This is a genomic window from Pseudomonas sp. R3.Fl (genome assembly GCF_023516765.1).
Lineage (GTDB): Bacteria > Pseudomonadota > Gammaproteobacteria > Pseudomonadales > Pseudomonadaceae > Pseudomonas > Pseudomonas citronellolis.
Genome location: NZ_JAMGSO010000001.1, coordinates 1,365,667 through 1,391,202 on the forward strand (window position 1 = coordinate 1,365,667; position 25,536 = coordinate 1,391,202).

Annotated in this window: 20 protein-coding genes; 6 read left to right on the top strand and 14 right to left on the bottom strand. The window is 70.2% G+C overall.

The annotated features are described in order from the left end of the window. Nucleotides 1-8: 8 nt before the first annotated feature. The 4 genes from M8R19_RS05620 to M8R19_RS05635 all read right to left on the bottom strand — a co-directional run bounded on the left by M8R19_RS05620 (nt 9) and on the right by M8R19_RS05635 (nt 9,325). Nucleotides 9-2,657, bottom strand: coding sequence for a nitrate/nitrite transporter (locus M8R19_RS05620; RefSeq protein WP_249917263.1), 2,649 nt, complete (start codon nt 2,655-2,657; stop codon nt 9-11). 691 nt (nt 2,658-3,348) lie between these two features. Then, a complete protein-coding gene (locus M8R19_RS05625; RefSeq protein WP_249917264.1) occupies nt 3,349-5,760 on the bottom strand; it encodes a glucose/quinate/shikimate family membrane-bound PQQ-dependent dehydrogenase in 2,412 nt (803 codons plus the stop codon). Nucleotides 5,761-5,804: 44 nt separating this feature from the next. Then, entirely contained in the window at nt 5,805-7,799 is a 1,995-nt protein-coding gene (locus tag M8R19_RS05630; RefSeq protein ID WP_502943058.1) for a TonB-dependent receptor family protein, read from the bottom strand. 191 nt (nt 7,800-7,990) lie between these two features. Then, nucleotides 7,991-9,325: a carbohydrate porin gene (locus M8R19_RS05635; protein ID WP_249917266.1), complete on the bottom strand. Its 1,335-nt coding sequence runs from the start codon at nt 9,323-9,325 to the stop codon at nt 7,991-7,993. A 535-nt stretch (nt 9,326-9,860) separates the two neighbouring features. Here M8R19_RS05635 and M8R19_RS05640 point away from each other — a divergent pair. Further along, the gene (locus M8R19_RS05640; RefSeq protein WP_058071365.1) at nt 9,861-10,832 is read left to right on the top strand and encodes a LysR family transcriptional regulator; all 972 of its coding nucleotides are present in this window, start codon (nt 9,861-9,863) and stop codon (nt 10,830-10,832) included. Nucleotides 10,833-10,867: 35 nt separating this feature from the next. On the opposite strand, the gene madM is transcribed toward M8R19_RS05640, so the two are convergent. The 9 genes from madM to mdcA are packed head-to-tail and all read right to left on the bottom strand — an operon-like array spanning nt 10,868 to nt 18,211. Next, complete coding sequence (gene madM, locus M8R19_RS05645) at nt 10,868-11,632, bottom strand: malonate transporter subunit MadM (RefSeq protein ID WP_116423645.1); 765 nt, start codon at nt 11,630-11,632, stop codon at nt 10,868-10,870. 1 nt (nt 11,633) lies between these two features. Then, nucleotides 11,634-12,050, bottom strand: coding sequence for a malonate transporter subunit MadL (gene madL / locus M8R19_RS05650; RefSeq protein WP_043314736.1), 417 nt, complete (start codon nt 12,048-12,050; stop codon nt 11,634-11,636). 48 nt (nt 12,051-12,098) lie between these two features. Beyond that, nucleotides 12,099-13,031, bottom strand: coding sequence for a malonate decarboxylase subunit epsilon (mdcH, locus tag M8R19_RS05655; RefSeq protein ID WP_249917267.1), 933 nt, complete (start codon nt 13,029-13,031; stop codon nt 12,099-12,101). Continuing rightward, nucleotides 13,028-13,696: a malonate decarboxylase holo-ACP synthase gene (locus M8R19_RS05660; RefSeq protein WP_249917268.1), complete on the bottom strand. Its 669-nt coding sequence runs from the start codon at nt 13,694-13,696 to the stop codon at nt 13,028-13,030. The genes mdcH and M8R19_RS05660 overlap by 4 nt, the downstream gene beginning before the upstream one ends. A gap of 17 nt (nt 13,697-13,713) precedes the next feature. Further along, a complete protein-coding gene (gene mdcE, locus M8R19_RS05665; protein WP_249917269.1) occupies nt 13,714-14,520 on the bottom strand; it encodes a biotin-independent malonate decarboxylase subunit gamma in 807 nt (268 codons plus the stop codon). Beyond that, complete coding sequence (locus M8R19_RS05670; protein ID WP_249917270.1) at nt 14,517-15,380, bottom strand: biotin-independent malonate decarboxylase subunit beta; 864 nt, start codon at nt 15,378-15,380, stop codon at nt 14,517-14,519. The genes mdcE and M8R19_RS05670 overlap by 4 nt, the downstream gene beginning before the upstream one ends. Further along, a complete protein-coding gene (locus tag M8R19_RS05675; protein WP_249917271.1) occupies nt 15,373-15,672 on the bottom strand; it encodes a malonate decarboxylase subunit delta in 300 nt (99 codons plus the stop codon). Before M8R19_RS05675 ends, M8R19_RS05670 begins: the two co-directional genes overlap by 8 nt. 2 nt (nt 15,673-15,674) lie before the next feature. After that, the gene (locus M8R19_RS05680) at nt 15,675-16,550 is read right to left on the bottom strand and encodes a triphosphoribosyl-dephospho-CoA synthase (RefSeq protein ID WP_249917272.1); all 876 of its coding nucleotides are present in this window, start codon (nt 16,548-16,550) and stop codon (nt 15,675-15,677) included. After that, the gene (gene mdcA / locus M8R19_RS05685) at nt 16,550-18,211 is read right to left on the bottom strand and encodes a malonate decarboxylase subunit alpha (protein ID WP_249917273.1); all 1,662 of its coding nucleotides are present in this window, start codon (nt 18,209-18,211) and stop codon (nt 16,550-16,552) included. Before mdcA ends, M8R19_RS05680 begins: the two co-directional genes overlap by 1 nt. A gap of 252 nt (nt 18,212-18,463) precedes the next feature. On the opposite strand from mdcA, the gene M8R19_RS05690 reads away from it, so the two are divergent. From M8R19_RS05690 to M8R19_RS05710, 5 genes are all read left to right on the top strand, one after another. Beyond that, nucleotides 18,464-19,600, top strand: a complete 1,137-nt coding sequence (locus M8R19_RS05690) for a porin (protein WP_249920140.1) — start codon at nt 18,464-18,466, stop codon at nt 19,598-19,600. 148 nt (nt 19,601-19,748) lie between these two features. Next, nucleotides 19,749-20,915, top strand: coding sequence for a M20 aminoacylase family protein (locus M8R19_RS05695; RefSeq protein WP_249917274.1), 1,167 nt, complete (start codon nt 19,749-19,751; stop codon nt 20,913-20,915). A 44-nt stretch (nt 20,916-20,959) separates the two neighbouring features. Then, complete coding sequence (locus tag M8R19_RS05700) at nt 20,960-22,282, top strand: citrate-proton symporter (RefSeq protein WP_116423641.1); 1,323 nt, start codon at nt 20,960-20,962, stop codon at nt 22,280-22,282. A gap of 9 nt (nt 22,283-22,291) precedes the next feature. Next, nucleotides 22,292-23,758: an amidase gene (locus tag M8R19_RS05705; RefSeq protein WP_249920141.1), complete on the top strand. Its 1,467-nt coding sequence runs from the start codon at nt 22,292-22,294 to the stop codon at nt 23,756-23,758. A 76-nt stretch (nt 23,759-23,834) separates the two neighbouring features. Further along, on the top strand, nt 23,835-24,605 hold the full coding sequence (locus tag M8R19_RS05710) for an IclR family transcriptional regulator (protein WP_249917275.1): 771 nt from the start codon (nt 23,835-23,837) through the stop codon (nt 24,603-24,605). A gap of 7 nt (nt 24,606-24,612) precedes the next feature. On the opposite strand, the gene M8R19_RS05715 is transcribed toward M8R19_RS05710, so the two are convergent. After that, a complete protein-coding gene (locus M8R19_RS05715; RefSeq protein ID WP_249917276.1) occupies nt 24,613-25,458 on the bottom strand; it encodes a CAP domain-containing protein in 846 nt (281 codons plus the stop codon). Between the last annotated feature and the right edge of the window lie 78 nt (nt 25,459-25,536).

Below are 25,536 nucleotides of genomic sequence, written 5' to 3' on the forward strand. Positions count from 1 at the left end.
CCGGGCGACTAGCAGCGGACCTCGGCGTCGCGACGGGTGTAGTAGAACCAGGTCAGGGCGATGCACAGGGCGTAGAAGACGATGAAGCTGTAGAGCGCCCACTCGGGGCCGCCGCTGAGGTCGAACGAGCTGCCGAACGATTTCGGGATGAAGAAGCCGCCATAGGCGGCCACCGCCGAGATGAAGCCCACCGCGGCGGCGGACTCCTTCTCGCCCTGCAACGCCTGCTCGGCCGCCGGCAGTTGCGGGTTCAGCAGCGGCGCCTGGGCACGGAAGATCGCCGGGATCATCTGCGTGGTGCTGGCGTTGCCCACCCCGGAGAAGAAGAACAGCAGCAGGAACATGGCGAAGAAGCCCCAGAAGGCCCCCGGCTGCTCCTTGATGCCGATGAAGAACAGCACGCCGAACACGCAGGCCGCCATGGCGACGAACACCCAGAGGCTGATGCGGCCGCCGCCGAAGCGGTCGGCCAGGGAGCCGGAGAAGGCCCGGCTGAGGGCGCCGATCAGCGGGCCGAGGAAGGCCAGCTTGAGCACCTCGACCTGCGGGAACAGGCGCCCGGCCAGCAGCGGGAAGCCGGCGGAGAAGCCGATGAAGCTGCCGAAGGTGCCGGTGTAGAGCACGCTCATCAGCCAGGTGTGCTTGCGCTTGAAGATGGTCAGCTGGTCCTTGAACGAGGACTTGGCGCTGGCGATGTCGTTCATGCCGAACCAGGCGGCGAAGGCGGCGACGGCGATGAACGGCACCCAGACGAAGCCGGCGTTCTGCAGCCACAGCGGCGCGCCCCCGGCGCTGCGCTGCGGCTCGCCGCCCAGGGCGCCGAACACCCCGGCGGTGATCACCAGCGGCACCAGGAACTGCATGACGCTCACGCCCAGGTTGCCCAGCCCGGCGTTCAGCCCCATGGCGCCGCCCTTGGCCTGCCTGGGGAAGAAGAACGAGATGTTGGCCATGCTCGAGGAGAAGTTGCCGCCGCCCAGGCCGCACAGCAGGGCGAGGATCAGCATGATCAGGTAGGGCGTGTTCGGGTTCTGCACGGCGAAGCCGATCCACAGCGCCGGCAGCAGCAGCGAGGCGGTAGACAGCGCGGTCCAGCGCCGGCCACCGAAGATCGGCACCATGAAGCTGTAGAAAATGCGCAGGGTGGCGCCGGACAGCCCGGGCAGCGCGGCCAGCCAGAACAGCTGGTTGGCGCTGTAGTCGAAGCCGGCCAGGGGCAGCTTGGCCACCACCACCGACCAGACCATCCAGATGGCGAAGGCCAGCAGCAGGTTGGGAATGGAGATCCACAGGTTGCGCGTGGCGATGCGCTTGCCCTTGGCCTCCCAGAACGCGGCGTCCTCCGGGTGCCACTCCTGCAGCACGAAGCTGCTGGGGGTGGACAGCTCCGGCAGGTCGCGGCCCTCGCGCTGCTCGGCCCACTCCACGCGCTCGGCCATGCGGATCGCGTAGTGCATCCAGGCCAGGGCGCCTGCGGCGATCAGGAACAGCAGCATGAAGCAGCTCTGCCAGACGCCGACGACGTCGTTGAGCATGCCGAAGGTCAGCGGCAGCAGGAAGCCGCCAAGCCCGCCGACCATGCCCACCAGGCCGCCGACCACGCCGACGTGCTGCGGGTAGTAGCTGGGGATGTGCTTGAACACCGCCGCCTTGCCCAGCGACATGAAGAAGCCCAGCACCACGATGACCGGGATGAAGCCGGCCAGGCCCAGGTGCAGGGAGAACTCCAGGTCCCCGCGCACGCCGCTGACGATGTAGCGCGTCGGCGGGTAGCTGAGCAGGAAGGTGCACAGCACCGACACGCCGAGGGTCCAGTACATCACCCGGCGCGCGCCGTAGCGGTCGGACAGCCAGCCGCCAAGGATGCGGAACAGCGACGCCGGCACCGTGTACAGCGCGGCGATCACCCCGGCGCTGGCCAGGCTGACGCCGAACACCTGCATCAGGTAGTGCGGCAGCCACAGGGCCAGGGCGACGAAGGCACCGAAGACGAAGAAGTAGTACAGCGAGAAGCGCCAGACGCGCAGTTCCGTCAGCGGCGCCAGCTGCTCCGCCAGGGCAATGGGCTGCTGCTTGCGCGCCTGGCTCTGCGGGTCGGACTTGGCCAGCAGCATGAAGGCCACGCCCATGACCGCCAGCACCACGGCGTACACCAGCGCTGCGCCGCGCCAGCCCAGGGCCAGCAGCAGGAAGGGCGCGGCGAAGTTGGTGATGCCGGCGCCGACGTTGCCGGCGCCGAAGATGCCCAGCGCGGTGCCCTGGCGCCCCGGCTCGAACCAGGCCGAGGTGTAGGCGGTGCCGACGATGAAGCCGCCGCCGGCCAGGCCCACGCCCAGGGCCGCCAGCAGCAGGCTGTAGAAGTCCGTGGCGAAGGTCAGCAGGTACACGCACAGCGCCGAGGCCAGCATCACCAGGCCGAACACCCAGCGTCCGCCGTAGCGATCGGTCCACAGGCCGAGGAATATCCGCGAGATGGAGCCGGTCAGCACCGGCGTGGCCATCAGCAGGCCGAGCTGGGTGTCGGTCAGCCCGAACTCGTCCTTGATCTGCAAGCCGAGGATGGAGAACAGCGTCCACACGGCGAAGCAGAGGGTGAACGCCAATGTCGACAAGCCGAGGGCCCGGTATTGATCCCGGACAGGAGCGGTCGTAGCCATGCGCGCGCAGTCCCTGGCGAGCGCCTCGAACGGCGCTTGCTCTACAGGCCCGGGGGCGAGTCCCGATACCGGCGGCTACCGGTCCACAGCGAATAGCATCGCACTCAGGCCAATCACGGTTGATGTTGCTGCTTTCGTTATCGTGGCACCGCTTTGGTGCAAGAACTGAGCGTAGTCAGGTTCCGCGAGAATTCCAGAACGCTCGTCCAAAGGCGCCGCCGTTGAAGAGCGCGCCAGGTTCAACCTCGGAACGGCCGGCAAGGAAGGTGTGGCGGCGTATAACCGCGAACGGTTATACGCCCTACGTCCATGGTGGGCGTGGCGTAGGGCGGATAACGCTCCGCGTTATCCGCCGTTTGGCCTTGGCCACATCCCGCTCGCTGCCGGGCACGGAGCCGCCGTTGAAGAGCGCGCCGAGTTCAGCCGCGGAGTCGGTGTAACGGGCCAAGGAGGGTGGGCGTAATCGGGTGATGGGGTGAGGTGCTTGCCGGGGGCTTTGGTGGTGAGCCTTCAGAGCGCCCTCTCCCCAGCCCTCTCCCTGAAGGGAGAGGGCTGGGGAGAGGGAACAGAGGTTGGCTTCGCAGAGGAGTCACCGGGGAGCCTGTTCGCGAGCAAGCTCGCTCCTACCAACCCTGCAAACAAAAACGCCCGCGGATCACTCCGCGGGCGTTCTTTCATTCCAGCGCCACCCTCAATCCGGCAACGCAAAGGCCATCACGTAATCCCCCTGGCGAGTGCCCAGGGAGCCATGCCCGCCCGCCATGACCAGCACGTACTGCTTGCCGTCCTTGCCGGTGTAGGTCATCGGCGTGGTCTGGGCGCCGGCCGGCAGGCGGCCTTCCCAGAGGACCTTGCCGTCGCGCAGGTCGTAGGCGCGCAGGTACTGGTCCAGGGTGCCGCTGAGGAAGCCCAGGCCGCTGGCGGTGGTGATCGGGCCGCCGAGGCTGGGCACGCCCATGGTCAGCGGCAGCGGGACCGGCGAGCTGTCGCGCACGGTGCCGTTCTTGTGCTTCCAGATCACTTTGTGGGTCGTCAGGTCCACCGCCGCCACATAGCCCCAGGCCGGGGCCTGGCAAGGCAGGCCGACCGGCGACAGGAAGGGCGCCATGATCACGCCGTAGGGCGCGCCGGCGTTGGGCTGCACGCCTTCGGTCTCGCTCTTGCGGGCCGGGCCGCCGGCGACTTCCTCGCGGGGCACCAGCTTGGACTTGAAGGCCATGTAGTCGGGGTTGACGAACATGATCTGGCGCACCGGGTCGACCGACACGCCGCCCCAGTCGAACACCCCGAAGTTGCCCGGGAACACCAGCGAGCCCTGCAGCGACGGCGGGGTGTAGATGCCCTCGTAGCGCAGCGACCTGAAGTCCAGGCGGCAGAGCATCTGGTCGAACGGCGTCACGCCCCACATGTCCTTCTCGCGCAGGGTGGTGGGCATGAAGTTCAGCTCGGACATCGGCTGCGTCGGCGAGGTGTGGTCGCCTTCCACCGCGCCCTGCGGCACCGGGGTTTCGTTGATCGGCACGATGGCCTCGCCGTTGCGGCGGTCGAGCACGTAGATGCTGCCCTGCTTGGTCGAGGCCAGCAGCGCCGGCTTGATGCCGTCGGCGGTCTTCAGGTCGACCAGGGTCGGCTGGCCGCCGACGTCCATGTCCCACAGGTCGTGGTGGGTGAACTGGTGGGTCCAGCGCACCTTGCCGGTGGCCAGGTCCAGCGCGGTGACGCCGGCGCTGAACCTCTCCGCCTCGGGAGTGCGGTTGCCGCCCCACTGGTCGGGCATCTGGTTGCCCATGGGCAGGTAGACCAGGCCGAGCTTCTCGTCGACGCTGGCCACCGACCACATGTTCGGCGAGTTGCGGGTATAGGTTTTATCGGCGGCGATGGGCGCGGTGGCGTCCGGGTTGCCGCTGTCCCAGTTCCACACCAGGTGGCCGTCGCGCACGTCGTAGGCGCGGATCACCCCGGAAGGCTCGTCGGTGGAGACGTTGTCGGTGACGTGGCCGCCGATGATCACCAGGTCGCGGGTCACGGCCGGCGGCGAGGTGGAATAGTAGCCGCCGGCGGTGAAGCTGCCGATGTTGGCGCGCAGGTCGATCTCGCCCTTGTTGCCGAAGCCTTCGCAGACCTTGCCGGTGTCGGCGTCGAGGGCGATCAGGCGGGTATCGGCGGTGGGCACGAACAGGCGTTTCGGGCAGCTGCCGGCGGCCGGCGCCGGGCTGGCGACGGGGGTGCCGTCGGCGGCCTTGGCGGCGTAGGCGGCCTCGTCATGGTAGGCCACGCCGCGGCAGGTCATGTGCGCCCAGCCCTTGAAGTTGGCCGCGTTCTGCGTGCTCAGCTTGGGATCGAAGCGCCAGAGTTCCTTGCCGCTGTCCGGGTCCAGGGCGATCACCTGGCTGTGCGGGGTGCACACGTAGAGCTTGCCGTTGACCTTCAGCGGGGTGTTCTCCGCGGTGGTCTCGCCCGGGTCGTTCGGGCCGGGCAGGTCGCCGGTGCGGAAGGTCCAGGCCAGCTTCAGCTGGTGGACGTTGTCCGGGTTGATCTGCGTGAGCGGCGAGTAGCGGTCGCCGAAGGCGGTGCGCCCGTAGGCCTGCCAGTCGCCCTCGGGCTGCGCCGGGGCGGCGTTGGGCACGCCGGCGCTGGCGCGGTCGATGCGCCCTTCGATGCGGCCCGGGTTGGTGAACTGCGAGGCGATGGCGGTGGCGCCGGCCAGCACCACGGCCAGGCCCAGCAGCGCGGTGGCCTTGGGCGCGGGGCCTGCGCTCAGCAGCGGGCGGCGCAGCCAGGGCAGCAGCAGGACGATGCCGAGCACGAACCACAGCGCCAGGCGCGGCACCAGCTGCCACCAGTCCAGACCCACTTCGTACCAGGCCCACAGGGTGCTGCCCAGCAGGAACAGCGCGTACAGGCCGATGGCGGCGACGCGGCCGAGCAGCAGCAGCACGCCGGTGACGGCCAGCACCACGCCGGCCACCAGGTAGTAGAGCGAGCCGCCCAGGCTCAGCAGCTTGACGCCGCCGGCCAGCAGGGCCAGGCCCATCAGCAGCAACAATAGTCCGAGCAGGCTCGGCAGCAGGCGTGACCTGCCAAACGCACCGTCAGTGCTCATGCGTGTTCTCCTTCGGTCTTTCAGTGAGCGGGTACTGCTTGGGTTCAGAACTGGTATTCGAGGCCGGCGCCGGCGTACCAGGAGCGCCCCGGGGCGGCCTCGTAGTAGCGGCCGTTGCTGTCGCCGACGATGACCGAGCCGACGTACTGGCGGTCCAGCAGGTTGTCCAGGCGCACCAGTTGGTGGAACGTCCAGGGGCCGTAGCGCTGTTCGAAGCGGGTGCGCCAGTTGAACACCGCATAGCTGGGCGCCGGCTTGTCCTCGTTGCTGTCTTCAACATAGACCTTGCTGCGGTACTGCCCTTCGAAGCCCATGCTGATGTCCTGGCGCGGCTTCCACACCAACTCGCCGTAGAGGCTGCTGCCGGGCACGCCGGGCAGGTGGTTGCCCTTTTCGATGAGGTTGCCGCCCTCGACGAAGTCCTGGTCGTAGGTGGCCTCCAGGCGGGTGTAGGCGAGGGTCGCGTCCCATTGCTCGTTGAGCTGGCTCTGCACGCCCAGCTCGAAGCCGCGGCGCAGCGTCTTGCCGGCGTTCTGGTAGCTGGTGCGGCCGCCGGTGGAACTGGCGACGACGATCTCGTCGTCGGTGCGGATCTCGAAGATCGCCGCATTGACCCGTGTGTTGCCGCCGACCTTGGCCTTCAGGCCCAGTTCGTACTGGGTGCTGGTGGCCGGGTCGAGGCCGAAGTTGAAGCTTTCCACCAGGCCCGGGGCGTAGGCCATCTCGGCCTGGGTCGGCGTTTCGAAGCCCTTGCCGGCGCTGACATAGCCGTGCAGCTCGGGGGTGAAGGCGTACATCACCGACAGCGATGGGGTGTTCTCCTGGTACTTCTTCGAGCCGCTGGAGTCGCCGTTGGCCAGGTAGTGGTCGTCCACTTCCATCTTCATGGTACTGTGGCGCAGGCCGGCGTCGAAGGTCCAGTCGCCCAGCTCCCAGCGCGCCTGCACGTAGGGGTCGAGGCTGGTGGCGATGTCGTCCTCGTCGCGGCGCAGCTCGCCCTTCACGCCCAGCAGGTCGCCGCTGTAGTTCTGGTAGCCGTGGCGGTCGTCGCGGCTGCGGTCGTAGTCCACCCCGGTGGTGACGGTCAGTTCGCCGGGCACCCCATGCACCGGCTGGATCCAGCGCAGGGTGCCGCCGTGGAATTCGCGGTCGAAGTCCACCACGCCGCCGCCGCGCTGGGTGTTGGAGACCACGCCCCTGGGGATCGACAGGTACTGGATGACGCTGCGCTGCCCGGCGTAGAGGTTGAACTGCAGGGTGGCGTCGCCGAAGTAGCGCTCGTAGTTCATGCCCACCTGCTGGTGGTCGATGCTCTTGCGCGTGTCGTAGGTCTCGGCCACCGACGCCACCGAGCGCGGGTCGTGCTTGTAGGCGTCCCAGGTCTGGCCCAGCGGGTCCTGGGTGTTGTTCTGCTCCAGGCTGCTGTAGATCAGCGCCAGGCGGCTGTCGTCGTCGGGCCTGAAGTTGAGCTTGGCGAAGGTCTGGTCGCGGCGCGCGGCGCTGTGGTCGCGGTAGCCGTCGGTGTCCATGCGCGAGGCGTCGAGGAGGAAGCCGGCCTTGTCGTTGCCGCCCTCGGCGTAGAGGTGGTTCTTGTTGAAGCCGTCGCTGCCGAAGGTGGTTTCGGCGCCCACCTTCGGCGGGCCGGAGCCGTCGCGGCTGAACATCTGGATGACCCCGCCGGCGTTGCTGCCGTAAATGGTCGAGGCCGGGCCGCGCAGCACCTCGATGCGCTCGGCCACGTCGAGGTTCAGCGTCGCCGCCTGGCCCTGGCCATCCGGCGTGCTGGCCGGGATGCCGTCGCTGAGCAGCTTCAGCCCGCGGATGCCGAAGGCCGAGCGAGCGCCATAGCCGCGTGAGGAAATCTGCAGGTCCTGGGCGTAGTTCTGGCGGTTCTGCACCACCAGGCCGGGCACCCGCGGCAGCACCTCGGAGAGGTTGACGCCGAGCTGGCCGTCGCCGATCTGCGGCTGCTGCACGGTGTCGATGGAGAACGGCAGGTCGAAGCTGGACACCGGCGCGTAGGTGCCGGTGACGACCATCGGGGCGAACACGTCGTCGGCGGGCACGGCGCTGTCCGCGGCAAGGGCGAAGGTGCCGGTGCCCAGGCCCCAGAGCAGCAGCGGCGGCTGCAGGCTGATGGCGAGGCTGAGCGGGCGAAAACGCAAGGGCATGCTGGGGTTCCTGCTCCCTGCCCCGGCGCTGGCCGGGGCCTTGGTGATGACTGGGCGGCTCAGAAGCTGGACTGGACCTTCAGGCCGGCGACCAGGGCGTTGTCCACCTCGTAGACGCCGCCGGGATGCTTGATGTACTGCAGGTTCGGCCGCACCGTCAGCCAGTTGGTCACGTGCACGCCGTAGTACAGCTCGGCGTCGTATTCGCTGTGCTGCACCGGCTGGAACAGCGGGTTGTCGTAGTCGTCGAGGCCGGCGACTTCGTTGAGCTGCTTCTGGTGCTTGGTCACATCGTCGTTGATGTGGATGCGCGCCACCGCCAGGCCGATGTCGTCCTTCGGCCGGGCATCGAACAGGCCTTTGTAGACCGCGCCCACCTGCTGGTAGTTGTCGATGCTGTTGGTCGCCTGGTCATGCACGGTGAAGTTGGCGAACAGGCTCAGGCCGCGCGCGGCGTCGCCGTCGTGCGCGGTGACCTGCTGCTGCGCCACCACCCACCAGCCGTGCTTGCTGCCGTGGGACTTGAAGGCATTGCCGGTCAGCGCCTGGGGCTGGCCGTTGACGTCCTCGTAGACGTCGTCGGCCTTGGCAGTGCTGTAGTAGTAGCCCAGGCGGTACTCGCCCGGCAGCCCGCCGACCTTCGGCGACCACACCAGCTCCACCGGCAGGATCGCGCCCTTGGTGCCGCTGCCGCTGAGCTTGAAGCCGTTGCCGGTCTCCAGGTTCGAGGGGTTCTGCTCGTAGGCGCCGACCTGCACGAAGAATTCCGGGCTCAGGTTGTACTTCACCCGCAGCGCCCACTGCGCCACCGGCCAGTTGTACCAGATGCCGCCCACCCAGTTGCCCACCTGCGAGCCGCAGAAGGCCAGGTTCTGGAAGTCGCAGGGGAAGCTGTTGAAGTCCTCGCCCTCGCCGAACTGGCCGACCTTGATGTCCAGGGCGTCGTCGAGGAAGGTCTGCTTGTACCACATCTGCGTCAGCCGCCAGGTCTGGCCGCGGCCCCAGACTTCCTGCACCGAGCTGAGCTGGCCGGCGCGCGGGTCGCTGAGGCGGTCGTTGGAGAGGTTGTTGCCATTGCGCTCGGTCACCGTCAGCTGGAACTCCGCGCCGTGCCAACCGAGGATCTTCTGCAGGTCCAGGTGGGTGCCCAGCGCCCACTGGTCGGTGTAGCGCGCGGTCTTGTCGTCGTTGTAGCCGCCGTGCAGGTTGCCCGCGGCCTCGCCGACGTAGTCCAGCTTGAAGTCGTAGCCCTTCTCCAGCAGCTCGCTGCGGGTGCCGCCCCAGTCCCCCAGGCCCCACTTCGAATCGGCGGAAAAAGCCTCGTCGCCATGGGCGCCGCCGGCCAGCAGGGCGAGCAGCCCCAGCCCCGGGGCGAGATTGCGGGCGGTGATCATGGGGGCTATTCCTCCTGGCAGCCTGAAGCGAAAAAGCGCCACCCGGCCCGCTCCCCAACGGGGCGCGAGCCGCATGGCCAAACGAAAACTGTAGAACAGGGGCCGACGCAGCGCTCTGGCGCGGCCATTCCCCCTGCCCCGGAAAACCTGCGCAGCCTTGAGACAGCGCTATCTTTTGCAGGTGAAAAAAATGCCCGGTCAAAGGCGACGCGCACGTTACTGCCCGCGCGGGCTAATGGCCAGACGCAGGGCTGGCAATATTATTTTTCATATCCCGTAATAATCCAGCCCGTTCGTGAAATATTTTCCTCAATAACCGCACAATACCCAGGGTAATGACGGCCCACAGGTTCGCGCCTGCGGGGCCCTGCGGCGACATGCAGCCTCCCGCGCGCAAAAGACAGCGCTGTCCAAGCACTTCCCCAAACCACCACCGGCACGGCGCTGGCAGCCCGCGCCCGGCTCCGCTACCTTGGCCGGGCCATCGACGAAGCGAGAATCCCCATGCCCCTTCCGCACGCCGCCCGAGGCCCCCATGGCCCGCGCTGACACGGCCAGCGCGCCCACGCCGCGCATCGACGAAGAGCTGACGCTGAAGAAACTGGAAGTCTTCCTGGCCTTCATGCGCACCGGCAACCTGGCCCGCGCCGCCGCCGAGCTGGGCACCAGCAACGTCAGCGTGCACCGAGCCATCCACTCCCTGGAAAGCGCCCTGCGCTGCCCGCTGTTCAAGCACGAGGGGCGCACGCTGACGCCGCTGGAAAGCGCCTTCGTGCTGGAGGAACGCGCGCAGAAGCTGGTGCAGGACGTGAACGAGACGGTGCGCCTGACCCGCGAGGCCGCCGGCTTCTCCGCCGAGCGCTTCAAGCTCGGCGCGCTCTATTCGCTGACGGTGAAGACCGTGCCGCAACTGATCATGGGCCTGAAGCTGCGGCGCAGCGAGCTGAACATCGACCTCATCCTCGGCTCCAACGTCGACCTGTTCTACCAGTTGAAGAACATGGAGCTGGACGCCATCCTGGTGTCGCTCAACGAGAGCGTGGCCGACCCCGACTGCGAGCAGTTGCCGCTGTTCTCCGACGACATCTTCCTCGCCGTGCCGGTGGATTCGCCCTATGCCGAGCAGGCCGAGATCGACCTGGCCAGCCTGAAGGACGCGCCCTTCGTCACCCTCGCCCAGGGCTTCGCCACCCACCAGGACGGCGTGCGGGTATTCCGCCAGGCCGGCTTCGAGCCGCACATCGCCATGCAGGTGAACGACATCTTCACCCTGCTCAGCATGGTCAGTTCCGGGGTGGGCTACGCGCTGCTGCCCAAGCGCATCGAGGCGGTGTACGAGAACCGCGTGAAGCTGATTCCGCTGCAGGCGCGCTACCGCCTGCAGCAACGCATCGGCGTGGTGTTCCTGCGCGCCAAGGAGCGCGACCCGAACCTGCTGGCGCTGCTCGCCGAATGCCGCATGTACGGCATGCGCCACGAGCAGGAAGCGGCGCGGGCGGGGGCCTGAGGCGCCCCGCCCGCTTTTCTCAGCCGGCCACTAGCTCAACCCACCAGGCCGCGCACGCAGAAGTACAGCAGCGACGGGCCGAGCAGACAGCCCAGGCCGGTGTGGAAGGTGGCGGTCAGCGCGCCGTAGGGCACCAGGCGCCGGTCGGTGGCGGCGAGCCCGGCGGTGACGCCGCTGACGGTGCCGGCCAGGCCGCCGAAGACCATCGCCGAGCGCGGGTTGTCCAGGCCCAGCAGGCGCGCCGAGACCGGGGTGAAGACCATCACCAGGATGGCCTTGATCAGCCCGGTGGCGATGGACAGCGCCATCACGTCGGAGCTGGCGCCCAGCGCCGCGCCGGTGACCGGGCCGACGATGTAGGTGACCGCGCCCGCGCCTATGGTGGTCATGCTCACCGCGTCGCGGTAGCCGAACGACCAGGCCACGATCACCCCGACGATGAACGGCAGGATGGTGCCCAGCAGCAGCGACACCACGCCGATCAGCCCGGCCTTGCGCGCCTCCGTGGCCTGCACCTCGAAGGCCGTGGCGACGATGGCAAAGTCGCGCAGCATGGCCCCGCCCATCAGGCCGATGCCGGAGAACAGCGAGAGGTCGGCCAGGCCCTTCTGCCCGCCGCTGAGGGTGCCGCCGACCCAGGCCAGCACCAGGCCGATGAGGATGGCGATGGCCGAGCCGTGGACGCGGCCGAAGGTCAGGTGGCGGGAAATCAGCACCGACACCCACATGATCACGCCCACCACCGCGAAGGCGGTGACCAGGCCGTTATGGATGAGCGCGTTCTCGACGATCTGCCACATCTCAGCGCCCTCCCACCGGGGCGGCGCCCAGGTCTTCGGCGCGGTCCTCGCGCGGCAGCGGCTCGCCGCGGTGGGTACGGCTGATCAGCGCGATGGTCGCGCCGCACACCAGCACCGAGCCGATCGCCGCGAGCAGCGCCACCGGGCCGCCGTGCAGGGCGGTGACCACGTTCTGCTGCGCGGCCATGGCGACTACCACGGGAATGTACATGGCGCCCCAGAAGCCCACGCCGAACTCGCATTCCTTGCTCAGCCCGCCGCGCTTGTGCATCGCCAGGCGGGCGAAGATCAGCAGCAGCATGGCGATGCCGACGCCGCCGACGTTGGATTGCACGCCGAGCAGCACGCCCAGCAGGTCTCCCAGGATCACGCCCGCGAGCGTGCAGGCAGACAGTAAAGCGACACCGTAGATGATCATTGTTGTTGTCCTCGGTTGGTCGTTGGGGTTGGGGATGTTGGGACCGGCTCAGGGGTCGCGGCGTTCCTCCTCGCGCAGCAGCGCGTCCAGGGTGTCCGCGCGGGCACCGTCGAAGGCGATGGCGGCGGCGCCGAAGCAGGGCTTGGCCAGGCCGCTGAGTATGCGCCCGGGCGGCAGCTCCAGGTGCAGGCGGGCGCCGCGCTCGTAGGCGCTGCGCAGGGTGGCGCGCCATTCCACGCGGCGCGCCATGTTCCCGGCCAGGTCGGCGGCCAGGGCCGCCGGCTCCATGACCAGGCGCGCCGTGCTGCTGCTCAGGTAGCGCAGCCGCGGGCGTTTCAGTTGCACGCCGGCGAAGGCTTCGGCCAGGCGCGCGGCGGGTTCGGCCAGCAGTTCGCAGTGCGACGGCACGCTGACCGCCAGGCGCTTCGCCGCGCTGGCGCCCTGGGCGCGGGCCAGTTCGGCGATGGCTTGCAGGGCCTCGTCGCTGCCGGCCACCACCAGTTGCCGTTCGGCGTTGATATTCGCCAGGTAGACCGGGCGTTCGGCGCTGTGCACCTGGGCCAGCAGCGGCTCCAGCTGCGCCTGCTCCAGGCCGAGGATGGCGCTCATGCCGTAGCCGCTGGGCCAGGCCCGCTGCATCAGCTCGCCGCGCAGGGCGACCAGGCGCAGCGCATCGGCATAGGCCAGGGCACCCGCGACCACGGCGGCCGGATAGGCGCCGATGGACAGCCCGGCCACCATCGCCGGCCGATGCCCGCGTGCGCCGAGCAGGCGTGCCGCGGCGACACCGGCGATCAGCAGGCACAGCTGCACGGCGCGGGTAGAGGCCAGGGCCTCGGCGTTTTCCAGGCTGGCCATGGGCTGGCCGAGCACGTCCGCCGCCTCTTCCAGGCAGGTGCGCACTTCCGGCTCGCCGGGCAACGCCGAGAGCATGCCGGGGTACTGCGCGCCCTGGCCGGGGAAGGCGAAGAAGTTGCTCATGCGGCCACCTCGGCACGCGCCCAGGGATCGGCCAGCAGCGCCGGCGCGTGGTCGCCCTTGACCATGACGCGGGCGCCCTCCCCGGCCCATTCGGCCAGGGCCAGGCCGCCGGCGGGGGTCTGCAGTTGCAGGTCGATGCGGCAGGCGGCCTGGTTCAGTTCGGCGAGCAGCGCGCGGGCCGCGTCGCGGGAAAACGGCTGCGGGGTGCGCAGCAGCAGGTCGAGGTCGCTGGCGTCGTGCAACACCGGCACGCCGGTGACCAGTTCGAAGCCGGCGCCGCCGGTGATGCCCCAGGCCAGGCCGCTGGCATCCAGCACTTCGCGCACTTGGCGCAGGGCCTGCCAGGTGGGCAGCTCGCGTTGCGGCACGACCTGGCGCAACGCTTCGGGCGTGGCGCAACGCTGCACCGCGGCTACCGACAACCAGCCGGCCCAGCGCTGGTCGCGGCTGTGTCCACGCAGGCCCACTGCCAGCCATCCATCCCGAGCCGGGGCGCGACGCACGGCGACAGGCCAACCGGCCGCCAGCACTTCGCTCGCCCAGGCCGGTGCATCCTCCGGCAAGTGTTCGGCGCCCATGCCCCAGAGCAGGTCGTGGGCGCGGAAAAGGTCAGGAGCGGGCCAGTCCCGGCGCGAGCCCCGCTGTGAGCTGTCGACGATGGCCATGGCCCGCTCCTGAGTTCTCACCACTGCTCGCGCAGCAGTTCGCGCACGCGGCTGGAGGCCGCGCGGTTGGCTGCGCCGAGGCGGCCGCGCAGGTCGCGCGGGGCACCGGCGATATCGTCCAGGGCGCGGCGCAGGCTGGCTTGCACCTGGGCCACGTCCGCTTCGCCGGGCGCGTCTATGGACGGCACTTCCAGGCTGTCCCACAGCAGGCCGAGCGAGGCGTAGCTGTCGATGTCGTAGGCCATCGGCGGCACCGTGGCGGCCAGCCGTTCCAGTTCCTCGACGCTGCGCAGGGTGATGCGCGCGGCGGCGGCCTTGCCCATGGCGTGGACCATCACCCCCGCATCACGCAACGCGATCAGCCGGTTGGCCTGGTAGCCATGGGCAAGGAAGGCGCCGGACATGGCCTTGCCCACCAGCAGGCCGATCACCGGGTGGCCGGCGAGGCGCGCGCGGGCGTAGGCGTCCACCGCAGCGGCCAAGGCCTGGTGGATGCCCAGGGCTTCCTCGCGGCGTCCGTAGGCCTGGCTGGGCACGTCGACTATCGCCACCAGGGCTCGCTTGAGCGGCGCATCACGGTCGGCCTCGATGGCCTCGTCCACCGCCGCAGCCAGGCGCCAGCCTTCGAGCAGGCCGACCTCGCCGTTGCAGGCGCGGGGGAAGGGATTCTGTGCATCGGCAATCACCGCCAGGTAGCGCAGCGGCTGGCCGTCCAGCTCAACGTCGGCCACCCGCAGCGAGAAGCCGTCCTGTGCCCGCGCGGGCTGTTCGCCGGCCAGCGCCTGGAACCAGGCCAGGCCACGGGAAGAAGGTGCTTGGCTCATTGCGCGTCTCCTTGGTTCAGGCCGGCGTAGAGGCGGCGCACGCCGGCGGCGTCGATCTGCTCGCTCGTATCGAGGCTTTCCAGGCGCGCCAGGAAGTCCCGCGCGCGGCGGCTGCGCGGGTGCGCCGGCAGGCCCTTGGCGAAGTAGTCGCGCACCGCCTGGTGAAGGGTCGCCAGGTCATCGGCCAGGCAGGCATCGGCCAGGCCGCTGGCGGCACGTTGCTCACCGCCGGTGAGGCTCCAGATGAACGGACGGTCGCGGGAGTCGTATTCCTCGATGCCGGCTTCCTGCTCGATCACCTGCGGGCCGTTGAGCCCCAGGCGCGCCTCGCGGGTGACCAGCACGTAGCTGCACAGCCCGGCGGCGATGGACATGCCGCCGAAGCAGCCGACCGGGCCTGCGACCAGCGCCACCACCGGCTGGTACTGCTGCAGGTCGACGATGGCCGCCTGGATTTCGGCGATGGCCGCCAGCCCCAGGTTGGCCTCCTGCAAACGCACGCCGCCGGTTTCCAGCAACAGCAGCGCGCGGGTGGGGATGCCCTGGCGGTTGTCCTCGGCGGCCAGTTCCAGGGCGCCGGCGATCTTCGCCCCGCTGACCTCGCCCATGCTGCCGCCCTGGAAGGCGCCTTCGATGGCGGCCACCACCGCCGGCTGGCCGTCCAGGGTGCCGCGGGCGATGACCACGCCGTCGTCGGCCTGGGGCACGATGCCCTGCCCTTCCAGCCAGGGCGACTGCACGCGGGCGAAGGGGTCGATGAGTTCGCGGAAGCTGCCGGCGTCCAGCAGTTCGCGGGCGCGCTGGCGGGCGGAGAGTTCGGTGAAGCTGCGCAGGGCCAGCAGTTGGGCGACGTCACTCATGGCCGGCCTCCTCCAGCGCCTGTTCCAGGCGCAGGCGCACCACCCCGGGGGTGGCGCCGAAGTCGTGGATGCAGATCTGCGCGGCCGGCGCCGGCACGGCGGCGAACAGCCGCTCGAAGAGTTGCCGCCAGCGCGGCGCGCTGCCGTTCACCGAGGTCACCACCTCGATCTTCAGGGCCCCGGCCGGGGCCGGTTGCAGCAGCACCTCCAGGTCGCCGGAACCGACGCAGCCCACCAGGGCGCGGCCGCGCACCGACGAAGTGGCGGGGTATTCGAAGGACAGGGTTTCCATGGTCAGAGGCTCCCGGCCCACCCGCCGAGCGCGGCGGGCAGGCGATCCAGAAAGAGACAGGCGGCGAGCAGGTCGGCGGCGCCGCCGGGAGATGCGTTGAGCGCCAACAGCGCACGGTCCAGCTCGCGCAGTTGGCGGCGCCCGGCCAGGCTGGCGCTGCCGCCGGCATCGAGCACCGCCCGCGCGCCGCCCTGCATGGCTTGCAGGCCGGCAGTGCCGGCGCGGTGCAGCACGCAGGTGTCGTCCAGCACGGCCATGATCGCCAGCAGCGCGTCGAGCCGGGCGTTCTGCTCGCCGGCGCCGGCCGCGCGGCTGCGCCTTAGTTGCGGCAAGCCGTGCAGCACCACGCGGGGGAAGCCCAGCTGGGCTTCCTCGCGGGCGCCGCCGACGCCGTAGCGCTGGCGCACCCTGGCGCCATGGCTGGGCAGTTGCGGTTGCGCGCGGTCGGCGAGCACGGCGATGCGCCCGGCGCGGGCGGCCACCGCTTCGGCCGCCAGCCGCGAAGTGTCGAGCGCGGCGGCGGCGCTCAGCAGGCCCAGGGCCCAGATGGCGCCGCGATGGGTGTTCACCCCCGCCGTGGTGCGCAGCATGTCCGCCTCGCCTTCGCGGCCGAGGCGGCCGAGGGTTTCGCGCAGCGGCAGGCCGATTTCGCCATGGGCCCGGGCGGCCTCGGCCATGGCCTGGAAGCACGGCCACAGGCTCAGCGCCGAGGCCTGCATCAGGCCCAGGTGCAGGTCGCTGTGGGCGCCGCTGCCGCGACGGTCCACCAACGCCGGCTTGGGCGACAGCTCGGCTTCGTCGATCAGCGCGTCCACCGCCAGGTCGGCCAGGCGCTCGCCCAGGCCGACGCGGGGTTCGAGTTCGTAGGCTTGGGCCATCACCAGCTCCTGAAGCGTGCCGGCGGCTCGTACAGGCCCCCGGACCAGTCGACCAGTTCGGCGATGCTCTTGGCCGCGAGCAGTTCGCGGCTGGCGTCGGCGCGGCGGATGCCCAGATCCTCGGGCAGCGCGATCAGCCCTTCGCGGCGCATGCGCTCGGTGTCCTGCCGGTCGTGGCGCAGGCCGATGGGGCTGATGCCGGCCACCGCGGCGATCATCGCCCGGCGTTCCTCCAGCGAGCGCGCCTTGTACAGGTAGGCGATGCCTTCCTCGGTGAGCACGTGGGTGACGTCGTCGCCGTAGATCATCACCGGCGCCAGCGGCATGTTCGCCTTGCGCGCCACGTCCACCGCGTCCAGTTGCTCGACGAAGGTGGGTTTGCCGCCGTCCTGGAAGGTCTCGACCATCTGCACCACCAGCTTCTTGCCGCGTTCCAGCAGGGCTTCGGGCTCGGGCCGCATGTCCAGCCAGGCCGGAGTGGAATGGCGCCGGCCGCGCGGGTCGTGGCCCATGTTCGGGGCGCCGCCGAAGCCGGCCAGGCGGCCGCGGGTGACGGTGGAGGAATGGCCGTCGCCGTCCACCTGCAGGGTGGCGCCGATGAACAGGTCCACCGCGTACTGCCCGGCCAGCTGGCAGAACATGCGGTTGGAGCGCAGCGAGCCGTCGCGGCCGGTGAAGAACACGTCCGGGCGCTGGGCGATGTAGCGCTCCATGCCCAGCTCGGTGCCGAAGCAGTGCACGCTTTCCACCCAGCCGCTCTCGATGGCCGGGATCAGCGTCGGGTGCGGGTTGAGCGTCCAGTGCCGGCAGATCCTGCCCTTCAGCCCCAGGGACTCGCCGTAGGTCGGCAGGATCAGCTCGATGGCCGCGGTGTTGAAGCCGATGCCGTGGTTCAGCGACTGCACGTTGTGCCGCTCGTAGATGCCGCGGATCGCCATCATCGCCATCAGCACGTGCACCGGCTTGATGTGGCGCGGGTCGCGGGTGAACAGCGGCTCGATGTAGAACGGCCGGTCGGCCTCCACCACGAAGTCGATCCAGCTGGCCGGGATGTCCACCCGCGGCAGGTCGCGCGGATCGTCGACGATGCGGTTGACCTGGGCGATGACGATGCCGTCGCTGAAGGCGGTGGGCTCCACCAGCGCCGGGGTGTCCTCGGTGCTGGGGCCGGTGTAGAGGTTGCCGTCGCGGTCGGCGATGAAGCCGGCCACCAGGGCGACGTTGGGGATCAGGTCCACCACCAGGCGCGAGTACAGCTCGATGTAGGTGTGGATGGCGCCGATCTCCAGCAGCCCGTCCTCCAGCAACTGGCCGATGCGCAGGCTCTGCGGGCCGGAGAAGGAGAAGTCGAGCTTGCGCGCGATGCCCAGCTCGAACAGGTCCAGGTGCTCGGGGCGGCCGACGCTGGGCATGATCATGTGCAGGTCGTGGACCTGGCCCGGGTCCACCCGGGCCAGGCTGCGCGAGAGGAAGTCGGCCTGCTTCTGGTTGTTGCCCTCCAGCACCACGCGGTCGCCCGGGGCGATCAGCGCCTCCAGGGCGCGCACCAGGTGCTCGCGCGGCAGCACCGCGCCATCGGCCAGGTGGCGCACCCGTTCGAGGCGTCGCGCTTTCTCGGCGCGCCGCCGCGACCACTGGGGCGGGGGGGATGTCTGGATCATCGGAACCTCCACGAACGCTGCTGTCGTGGACGCACCTTAGGGACCCGCCGCCCGCTGCATCAATCAAGCGCGGCGCACGATCGTTAACCTGAGCGTAACGTTTGACCCAGCCTGCCAGCGGTTCCGCGCCATGGAACCGCTGTGCATTGCCGCGCCGGCCCCGTCCGGATTCTGCTGGAAAGGCGACGGCGGCCCCGCTGCCGCCCCGGTACCTGCCTACAACAACCACAACCAGGAATCCGCGCCGTGCACATCCAAGCTCACCACCGCAAGCCTTCCCCGTTCCTCCTCGCCGCCCTGCTGGCCGCCCCCTTCGCGGCCCAGGCCGAAGGCTTCCCCGGCATCGGCCGCATCGCCTCGGGGTTCGGCTACTACAACATCGACAAGGGTTTCGACGACAAGGCCAGGGTCTACGGGACCCTCGACGTCTTCAGCGACTACCACGATTCCGGCCACCACTCCGGCTGGCGCCTGGAAGGCGGCGGCGCCTGGACCAACAAGCTGGGCCTGTACCTGCGCAAGGCGCTGGACGAGGACACGGTGCTGGAGGCCGACGTCGAGGAAGGCTTCAACCTCAACGGCCAGGCCCTGGACCAGCACTGGAAGCAGGTCGGCGCGCTACGCCTGGCGCTGGTGGCGCTGCGCACGCGCCACTACGGCAAGCTGGAGCTCGGCAAGACCTACAACATGAGCACGCCGACCTACGCCGACCCCTTCCTCGCCGTGTACGGCTCGCCCTACACCTTCCTCACCCTGCCGCCGCGCGGCAAGGGCGCCTACTACCTGGACGTGCGGCCCAAGCACACCCTCGCCTACACCACGCCGAGCTACCACGGCTTCAGCCTCGGCAGCGCCATGAGCTTCGGCTTCGACGACGCCGCCAGTTCCGGACGCACGGTGCGCGGCAAGGGCGTGAGCCTGCAGTACCGCGACAGCCGGCTGATCCTGCTCGGCTCCTACAACGACTACCTGAGCGACCCGTGGGACGACGGCGGGCGCAGCCGGCAGACGCACAACGTGTTCAAGAGCGCCTCGGCCTTCTACGACTTCGGCCCCTTCTCCTCCAACCTCACCTGGCAGCGCCAGGACGTGGACTACCACGGCACCCCGAGCATGACCGCCTGGACCCTCGGCTTCATGCTGCCGGTGGGCGAGCGCGACCTGGCGCGGCTGGTGGCCACCCGGCGCAACGTCGACAGCGGCGAGCAGGACGCCACCGGGGTGATGCTCGGCTACGACCACTTCCTGCGCCCGAACCTGGCGCTGTACGGCCGCGTGGCGCTGATCGACAACCAGCGCCAGGCCGCCGTGAGCTACGCCGGCATCCCCGTGGAGCAGACCGGCGACGACCCGTCCAGCGTGGCCATCGGCATCTACTACCACTTCTGAGCGCGCGCGGTTCCACAGGGTGGAACCAACGCGCATTGCCCCGCCACGGCGCCCGCGCTTTGCTGGTAGCCATCCGAGCCGGCGGCCCCGCCGCCGGCAACCACCAACAAGACCGGACTCCAGTCCGGCTACCCCGGGAGAGCCCCATATGCCCCTCCACGCTCACATCCTCGCCTGGCTGAACGACAGCGCCGACGAACTCAAGGCCCTGCGCCAGGACATCCACGCCCACCCCGAACTGGGCTTCGAAGAACGCCGCACCGCTGACCTTGTGGCCGACCTGCTCGGCCAGTGGGGCTACGAGGTGCACCGCGGCGTCGGCCGCACCGGCGTGGTCGGCGTGCTGCGCAACGGCGACTCGCCGCGGCGCCTGGGCCTGCGCGCCGACATGGACGCGCTGCCCATCGAGGAAGCCACCGGCCTGCCCTACAGCAGCTGCCATCACGGGCGCATGCACGCCTGCGGCCACGACGGCCACACCACGATGCTGCTCGGCGCGGCGCGCTACCTGGCCGCCACCCGCAACTTCCAGGGCAGCCTGACGCTGATCTTCCAGCCCGCCGAGGAAGGCCAGGGCGGCGCCCTGGCCATGCTGGAGGACGACCTGCTGCAGCGCTTCCCCTGCGACGCGCTGTTCGGCATGCACAACATGCCGGGGCTGGAAGCCGGCCACCTGTGCTTCCGCAACGGGCCGATGATGGCCTCCCAGGACCTGCTGGAAGTGCGCATCGAAGGCGTCGGCGGCCACGGCTCGATGCCGCACCTGAGCGTCGACCCGCTGGTGGCGGCGGCGAGCGTGGTGATGGCATTGCAGACCGTGGTGGGGCGCAACGTCGACCCGCAGCAGGCCGCGGTGGTCACCGTGGGCGCGCTGCAGGCCGGCGAGGCGGCCAACGTCATCCCGCAGCAGGCATTGCTGCGCCTGAGCCTGCGCGCGCTCGACGCCAAGGTGCGCGAACAGGTGCTGGAGCGGGTGCAGGCGATCATCCACAGCCAGGCGCAGAGCTACGGCTGCACGGCGCAGGTCGAGCACCGCCCAGCCTACCCGGTGCTGGTCAACACGGCGGCGGAAACCGCCTTCGCCCGCGAAGTCGGCCTCGAACTGGTGGGCGCCGACGAAGTGCGCGAGGCGCCCACGGTGATGGGCAGCGAGGACTTCGGCTGGATGCTCCAGCGCTGCCCCGGCAGCTACCTGTTCATCGGCAACGGCGCCGGGGCGATGGTGCACAACCCGGCCTACGACTTCAACGACGCCATCCTGGTGCGCGGCGCCGCCTACTGGGCGGCGCTGGCCGAGCGCTGGCTGCGCTCCTGAGCACCTTATCGAGCTGCCCTCCCCCTTTCCTGGAGCACCCCGTGATGCAGACCTCTTCCCGCGCCGTGTCGCGCAACCACCAGGTGGCAGCCGCCGTGATCGGCAACGCCCTCGAATGGTACGACTTCATCGTCTATGGTTTCCTCTCCAGCCTGATCGCCCGGCTGTTCTTCCCCGCCGAAAGCGCCTACGCCTCGCTGCTGATGGCCCTGGCCACCTTCGGCGTGGGCTTCTTCATGCGCCCGGTGGGCGGCGTGCTGCTGGGCATGTACGCCGACCGCAAGGGCCGCAAGGCGGCCATGCAATTGATCATCGCGCTGATGACCCTGGCCATCGCGCTGATCGCCTTCGCCCCGGACTACGCCGCCATCGGCGTCGGCGCGCCGGCGCTGATCGTCATCGCGCGCATGCTCCAGGGCTTCGCCACCGGCGGCGAATACGCCAGCGCCACGGCCTTCCTGGTGGAGTCGGCGCCGGCCAACCGCCGCGGCCTGTACGGCGCCTGGCAGCTGTTCGGCCAGTGCCTGGCGGTGTTCGCCGGCGCCGGCATGGGCGCGCTGGTCACCCACAACCTGTCGCCCGAGGCGCTGGACGCCTGGGGCTGGCGCGTGCCCTTCCTGCTCGGCCTGCTGATCGGCCCGGTGGGCCTGTGGATGCGCCGGCACATGGAAGAGACCGAGGACTTCGTCCGCGCCAGCAGCCAGGAAAAACCCGTCGGCCTGCGCCAGGTGCTGCGCGAGCACCGCCGCGCGGTGCTGGTGACCATGGGCTCGACCATCAACGGCACCGTGGCCTTCTACGTGGTGCTGGTGAACATGCCGACCTTCGCCCACACCCAACTGGGCCTGCCGCTGGACCAGGTGTTCATGGTGCAGATGCTGGCGGTGGCGCTGATGACCGTGATCATCCCCGTCGCCGGCGCCCTCTCCGACCGCTACGGCCGGCGCCCGGTGCTGTTCGCCGGCATGCTCGGCTTCACCCTGCTGATCTACCCGCTGTTCGCCTGGGTGGCCGGCGCGCCGAGCATCGGCAACCTGCTGGTGATGCAGCTGGTGCTGTGCAGCCTGATCGGCATCAGCTACGGCCCGGCGCCCACCGCCGTGGCCGAGCAGTTCCCCACCCGCGTGCGCTCCACCGGCCTGGCCCTGGCCTACAACGTCGCGGTGATGCTGTTCGGCGGCTTCGCCCCGTTCATCGTCGCCTGGCTGACAAAGGTCGGCGGCACCCCGGTGGCGCCGGCCTGGTACGTGCTGGCGGCCTCGCTGATCGGCCTGTTCGCCCTGGCCTTCCTCCGCGAAGGCGCGCCCGAGGCCCTGGCCCGGCGCCGCGCCCGCGCTACCCTTTCCGCCACTGCCCGGAGCCTGTGAATGACCGCCATGACCGCGCCCTACGCCACCCCGCTGCAGCAGGAAATCGTCGCCCTCGACGCGCTGCCGCTGTCGGAGGCGATCCGCAACCGCCAGCTCAGTTGCCGCGAGGTGATGCGGGCCTACCTGGAACAGATCGAACGCTACAACCCGCGGGTCAATGCGCTGGTCTCGCTGCGCCCTGAAGACGAACTGTTGCGCGAGGCCGACGAACACGACCGCCTGCTCGCCCAGGGCCGCTGGCTCGGCTGGCTGCACGGCATGCCCCAGGCGCCGAAGGACCTGGCGGCCTGCGCCGGGCTGGTCACCAGCATGGGCTCGCCGCTGTTCGCCAGGCAGGTGACCGGGCACGACGCCTACGTGGTGGAGCGCGCGCGCAAGGCCGGGGCGATCTTCGTCGGGCGCAGCAACGTGCCCGAGTTCGGCCTGGGCTCGCACACCTACAACGCCGTGTTCGGCATCACCGGCAACGCCTACGACCCGCGCCTGACGGCCGGCGGCAGCAGCGGCGGCGCCGCGGTGGCCCTGGCGTTGCGCATGCTGCCGGTGGCCGACGGCAGCGACATGATGGGCTCGCTGCGCAACCCGGCGGCGTTCAACAACGTCTACGGCCTGCGCCCGTCCCAGGGCCGCGTGCCCTTCGGCCCGTCCAATGAACTGTTCGTCCAGCAACTGGCCAGCGAGGGGCCCATGGGCCGCAGCGTGGCCGACGTCGCCGCGCTGCTGCGCACCCAGGCCGGCCATGCGCCCGGCGCGCCGCTTTCGCTGCGTGGCAGCGACGACCTCGCCGGACCGCTGGAGCGCGACTTCCGCGGCGCGCGCATTGGCTGGCTGGGCGACTTCGACGGCTACCTGCCCACCGAGCCGGGCCTGCTCGCGCTGTGCGAGGCGGGCCTGGCGGACTTCCGCGCCCTGGGCGCCGAGGTCGAGCCGTGCCGCCCGGACTACGACATGGCGCGCCTGTGGCGCTGCTGGCTGGTGCACCGCCAGTGGCTGGTGGCCGGCAGCCTGGCCCAGGCCTATGCCGAGCCGACGTTGCGCCGGCAACTCAAGCCGGAGGCGATCTGGGAAGTGGAGTCGGGCCTGGGCCTGGGCGCCGCCGACGTCTACCAGGCCTCGCTGGACCGCAGCGACTGGTACCGCGCCCTGCAGAAGCTGTTCGAGCGTTACGACTACCTGCTCCTGCCCAGTGCCCAGGTGTTCCCTTTCGATGCACAACTGGCATGGCCGGATGCCATCGCCGGCCGCCCGATGGACACCTACCACCGCTGGATGGAAGTGGTGATCGGCGCCACCCTCGCCGGGCTGCCGGCGATGAACGTGCCGGTGGGCTTCAACCCCGCCGGGCTGCCCATGGGCGTGCAGATCCTCGGCCCGGCGCAGGCGGACCTGGCCGTGCTGCAACTGGCCCACGCCCATGAACAACGGACGCGCTGGGTCGCCCGGCGGCCGCCGGCGCTGCTCGATGAACGCTGAGGCGCGGCGCCCGCTCGGGCATGGCACGCATCCTGCCTCCCCATTGCCGACGGCATTGGGTACATGGGGAACGGCGATGCAGGGGAAAGAGGAAGGCAGCACGGTGCGCTCGGTGGAGCGCGCCCTGGCGATCGTCGAACTGCTCGGCGAGCACGGCTCCCTGGGGCTGGAGGAACTGCACTACCTCACCGCCCTGCCCAAGGCCACCGTCTCGCGCCTGCTGCACACCCTGCAGGAGCAGGGCTGGCTGTACCGCGGCCTGTGCGACCGGCGCTACCGCCTGAGCTCGCGGCGGCTGTTCGGCGACGCCACCGAGCGCCAGAGCCGGCGCCTGGTGGAGGAAGCCGCGCCGCTGCTCAAGGCGCTGAGCGAGCGCACCGGGCTGGTGGCCGACCTGTCGTTCTTCGACGGCGCCGACCTGCGGGTGATGGAAAGCTCGGTGCCCGAGCGCCTGCGCAAGCGCTACCCGAGCAACCGCATGATCATCGGCCTCAAGGCCAGCCTGTTCCACTCGGCCATGGGCCAGGCCTGCCTCGCCGCGCTGGACGAGCAGCACGTGCGCAGCCTGGCCGAACGCCACGCGCTGCAGGACGAGGAGCTGCTGCAACTGCACGAGCGCGCGCACCATCGCGGCTTCGGCGAACGCACCGAAGGCCACTGGGAATACTCGGTGCGCCTGCCCTTCCTGATCCGCGCCATCGCCCTGCCGGTGCGCGCCGGCGAACGCCTGCTGGGCAGCGTCGCGCTGCACTGGCCACAGGACCAGGGCAGCGTCGAGCAGGTGCGCCGCCAGTACCTGGGCAGCCTCGGCGACACCATCGAGCAACTGCAGCGCAGCCTCGCCTGAGGCGCGCTCAGGGCGCGCCGAACATCGCCGTCCAGTAGATGCCGGCGTCGCTCTTCGGGTCCACCGCGTAGGCCGCGCCCAGCTCGCGGTACTGCGGGCTCATCAGGTTGGCGCAGTGCCCGGGGCTGGCCAGCCAGGCCTGCACCACGGCATTCGCGGTGCCCTGCCCGGCGGCGATGTTCTCGCCCACGGCGCCGGCGCTGTAGCCGCCCAGCTCGGCGCGGTCGCCGGGGGTGCGGCCGTCGCGATCCAGGTGGGAGAAATAGTTGCCGTTGGCCATGGAGCGGCTGTGCTCCTCGGCCACGCCGCCCAGCACGGCATTCCAGCCCAGCGGCGCAGCCTTGGCGAAGCCCTGCCCGCCACACTGGCGCGCCTGCCCCCGCGCGGCATTGACTGCCTGCAACAGCTTCTGCCCCTCGGCCTGCCAGTCGCCCAGCTTGCCCTGCAGCAGCGGCCGCGCCAGCACCACGCGCCAGTCGTTGCCCTGGCGGCTGACGCCGACCTCGATGAACTGCGGGTCGAGCAGCACCTGGCAGAAACTCTCCTGCAACGCCGCCATGGCCGCCTGCTCATCCTTCGGCCCGCTGAGGCTGAGCATGCGCGCGCTGCTCATGGGGTAGCCGGTGGCCTTGAGCGCCGACTGCCAGTCGGAAACGCCCGGCGCCAGCACCAGCCGCGCATCCTGCCCCAGCGGCGGCAGCGCCTCGCTGGCCCGGCCGGCGCAGGCCTGCGGCTGGCTGCGATAGAGGTTGATGGCTTCGAGCAGCGGCTCGGCCGCCACGGCATGGCCGGCGCCGGCCAGCAGCGCCAGGGACGGCAGGAGGCATCGCAGAACGGACGGCAAGACGCGCATGAAAGGCTCCCTTGGTGGACTGCCGGACATGATGCGCGATCCGGCGGGATTTCGCTGCCCCCTGCACACGCTCGGTCG

What these genes read in the sequence shown, in the direction of transcription:
- M8R19_RS05620 (WP_249917263.1), bottom strand. Translation starts at nt 2,657, where the DNA reads ATGGCTACGACCGCTCCTGTCCGGGATCAATACCGGGCCCTCGGCTTG.
- M8R19_RS05625 (WP_249917264.1), bottom strand. Translation starts at nt 5,760, where the DNA reads ATGAGCACTGACGGTGCGTTTGGCAGGTCACGCCTGCTGCCGAGCCTG.
- M8R19_RS05630 (WP_502943058.1), bottom strand. Translation starts at nt 7,799, where the DNA reads ATGGTCGTCACCGGCACCTACGCGCCGGTGTCCAGCTTCGACCTGCCG.
- M8R19_RS05635 (WP_249917266.1), bottom strand. Translation starts at nt 9,325, where the DNA reads ATGATCACCGCCCGCAATCTCGCCCCGGGGCTGGGGCTGCTCGCCCTG.
- M8R19_RS05640 (WP_058071365.1), top strand. Translation starts at nt 9,861, where the DNA reads ATGGCCCGCGCTGACACGGCCAGCGCGCCCACGCCGCGCATCGACGAA.
- madM (WP_116423645.1), bottom strand. Translation starts at nt 11,632, where the DNA reads ATGTGGCAGATCGTCGAGAACGCGCTCATCCATAACGGCCTGGTCACC.
- madL (WP_043314736.1), bottom strand. Translation starts at nt 12,050, where the DNA reads ATGATCATCTACGGTGTCGCTTTACTGTCTGCCTGCACGCTCGCGGGC.
- mdcH (WP_249917267.1), bottom strand. Translation starts at nt 13,031, where the DNA reads ATGAGCAACTTCTTCGCCTTCCCCGGCCAGGGCGCGCAGTACCCCGGC.
- M8R19_RS05660 (WP_249917268.1), bottom strand. Translation starts at nt 13,696, where the DNA reads ATGGCCATCGTCGACAGCTCACAGCGGGGCTCGCGCCGGGACTGGCCC.
- mdcE (WP_249917269.1), bottom strand. Translation starts at nt 14,520, where the DNA reads ATGAGCCAAGCACCTTCTTCCCGTGGCCTGGCCTGGTTCCAGGCGCTG.
- M8R19_RS05670 (WP_249917270.1), bottom strand. Translation starts at nt 15,380, where the DNA reads ATGAGTGACGTCGCCCAACTGCTGGCCCTGCGCAGCTTCACCGAACTC.
- M8R19_RS05675 (WP_249917271.1), bottom strand. Translation starts at nt 15,672, where the DNA reads ATGGAAACCCTGTCCTTCGAATACCCCGCCACTTCGTCGGTGCGCGGC.
- M8R19_RS05680 (WP_249917272.1), bottom strand. Translation starts at nt 16,550, where the DNA reads ATGGCCCAAGCCTACGAACTCGAACCCCGCGTCGGCCTGGGCGAGCGC.
- mdcA (WP_249917273.1), bottom strand. Translation starts at nt 18,211, where the DNA reads ATGATCCAGACATCCCCCCCGCCCCAGTGGTCGCGGCGGCGCGCCGAG.
- M8R19_RS05695 (WP_249917274.1), top strand. Translation starts at nt 19,749, where the DNA reads ATGCCCCTCCACGCTCACATCCTCGCCTGGCTGAACGACAGCGCCGAC.
- M8R19_RS05700 (WP_116423641.1), top strand. Translation starts at nt 20,960, where the DNA reads ATGCAGACCTCTTCCCGCGCCGTGTCGCGCAACCACCAGGTGGCAGCC.
- M8R19_RS05705 (WP_249920141.1), top strand. Translation starts at nt 22,292, where the DNA reads ATGACCGCGCCCTACGCCACCCCGCTGCAGCAGGAAATCGTCGCCCTC.
- M8R19_RS05710 (WP_249917275.1), top strand. Translation starts at nt 23,835, where the DNA reads ATGCAGGGGAAAGAGGAAGGCAGCACGGTGCGCTCGGTGGAGCGCGCC.
- M8R19_RS05715 (WP_249917276.1), bottom strand. Translation starts at nt 25,458, where the DNA reads ATGCGCGTCTTGCCGTCCGTTCTGCGATGCCTCCTGCCGTCCCTGGCG.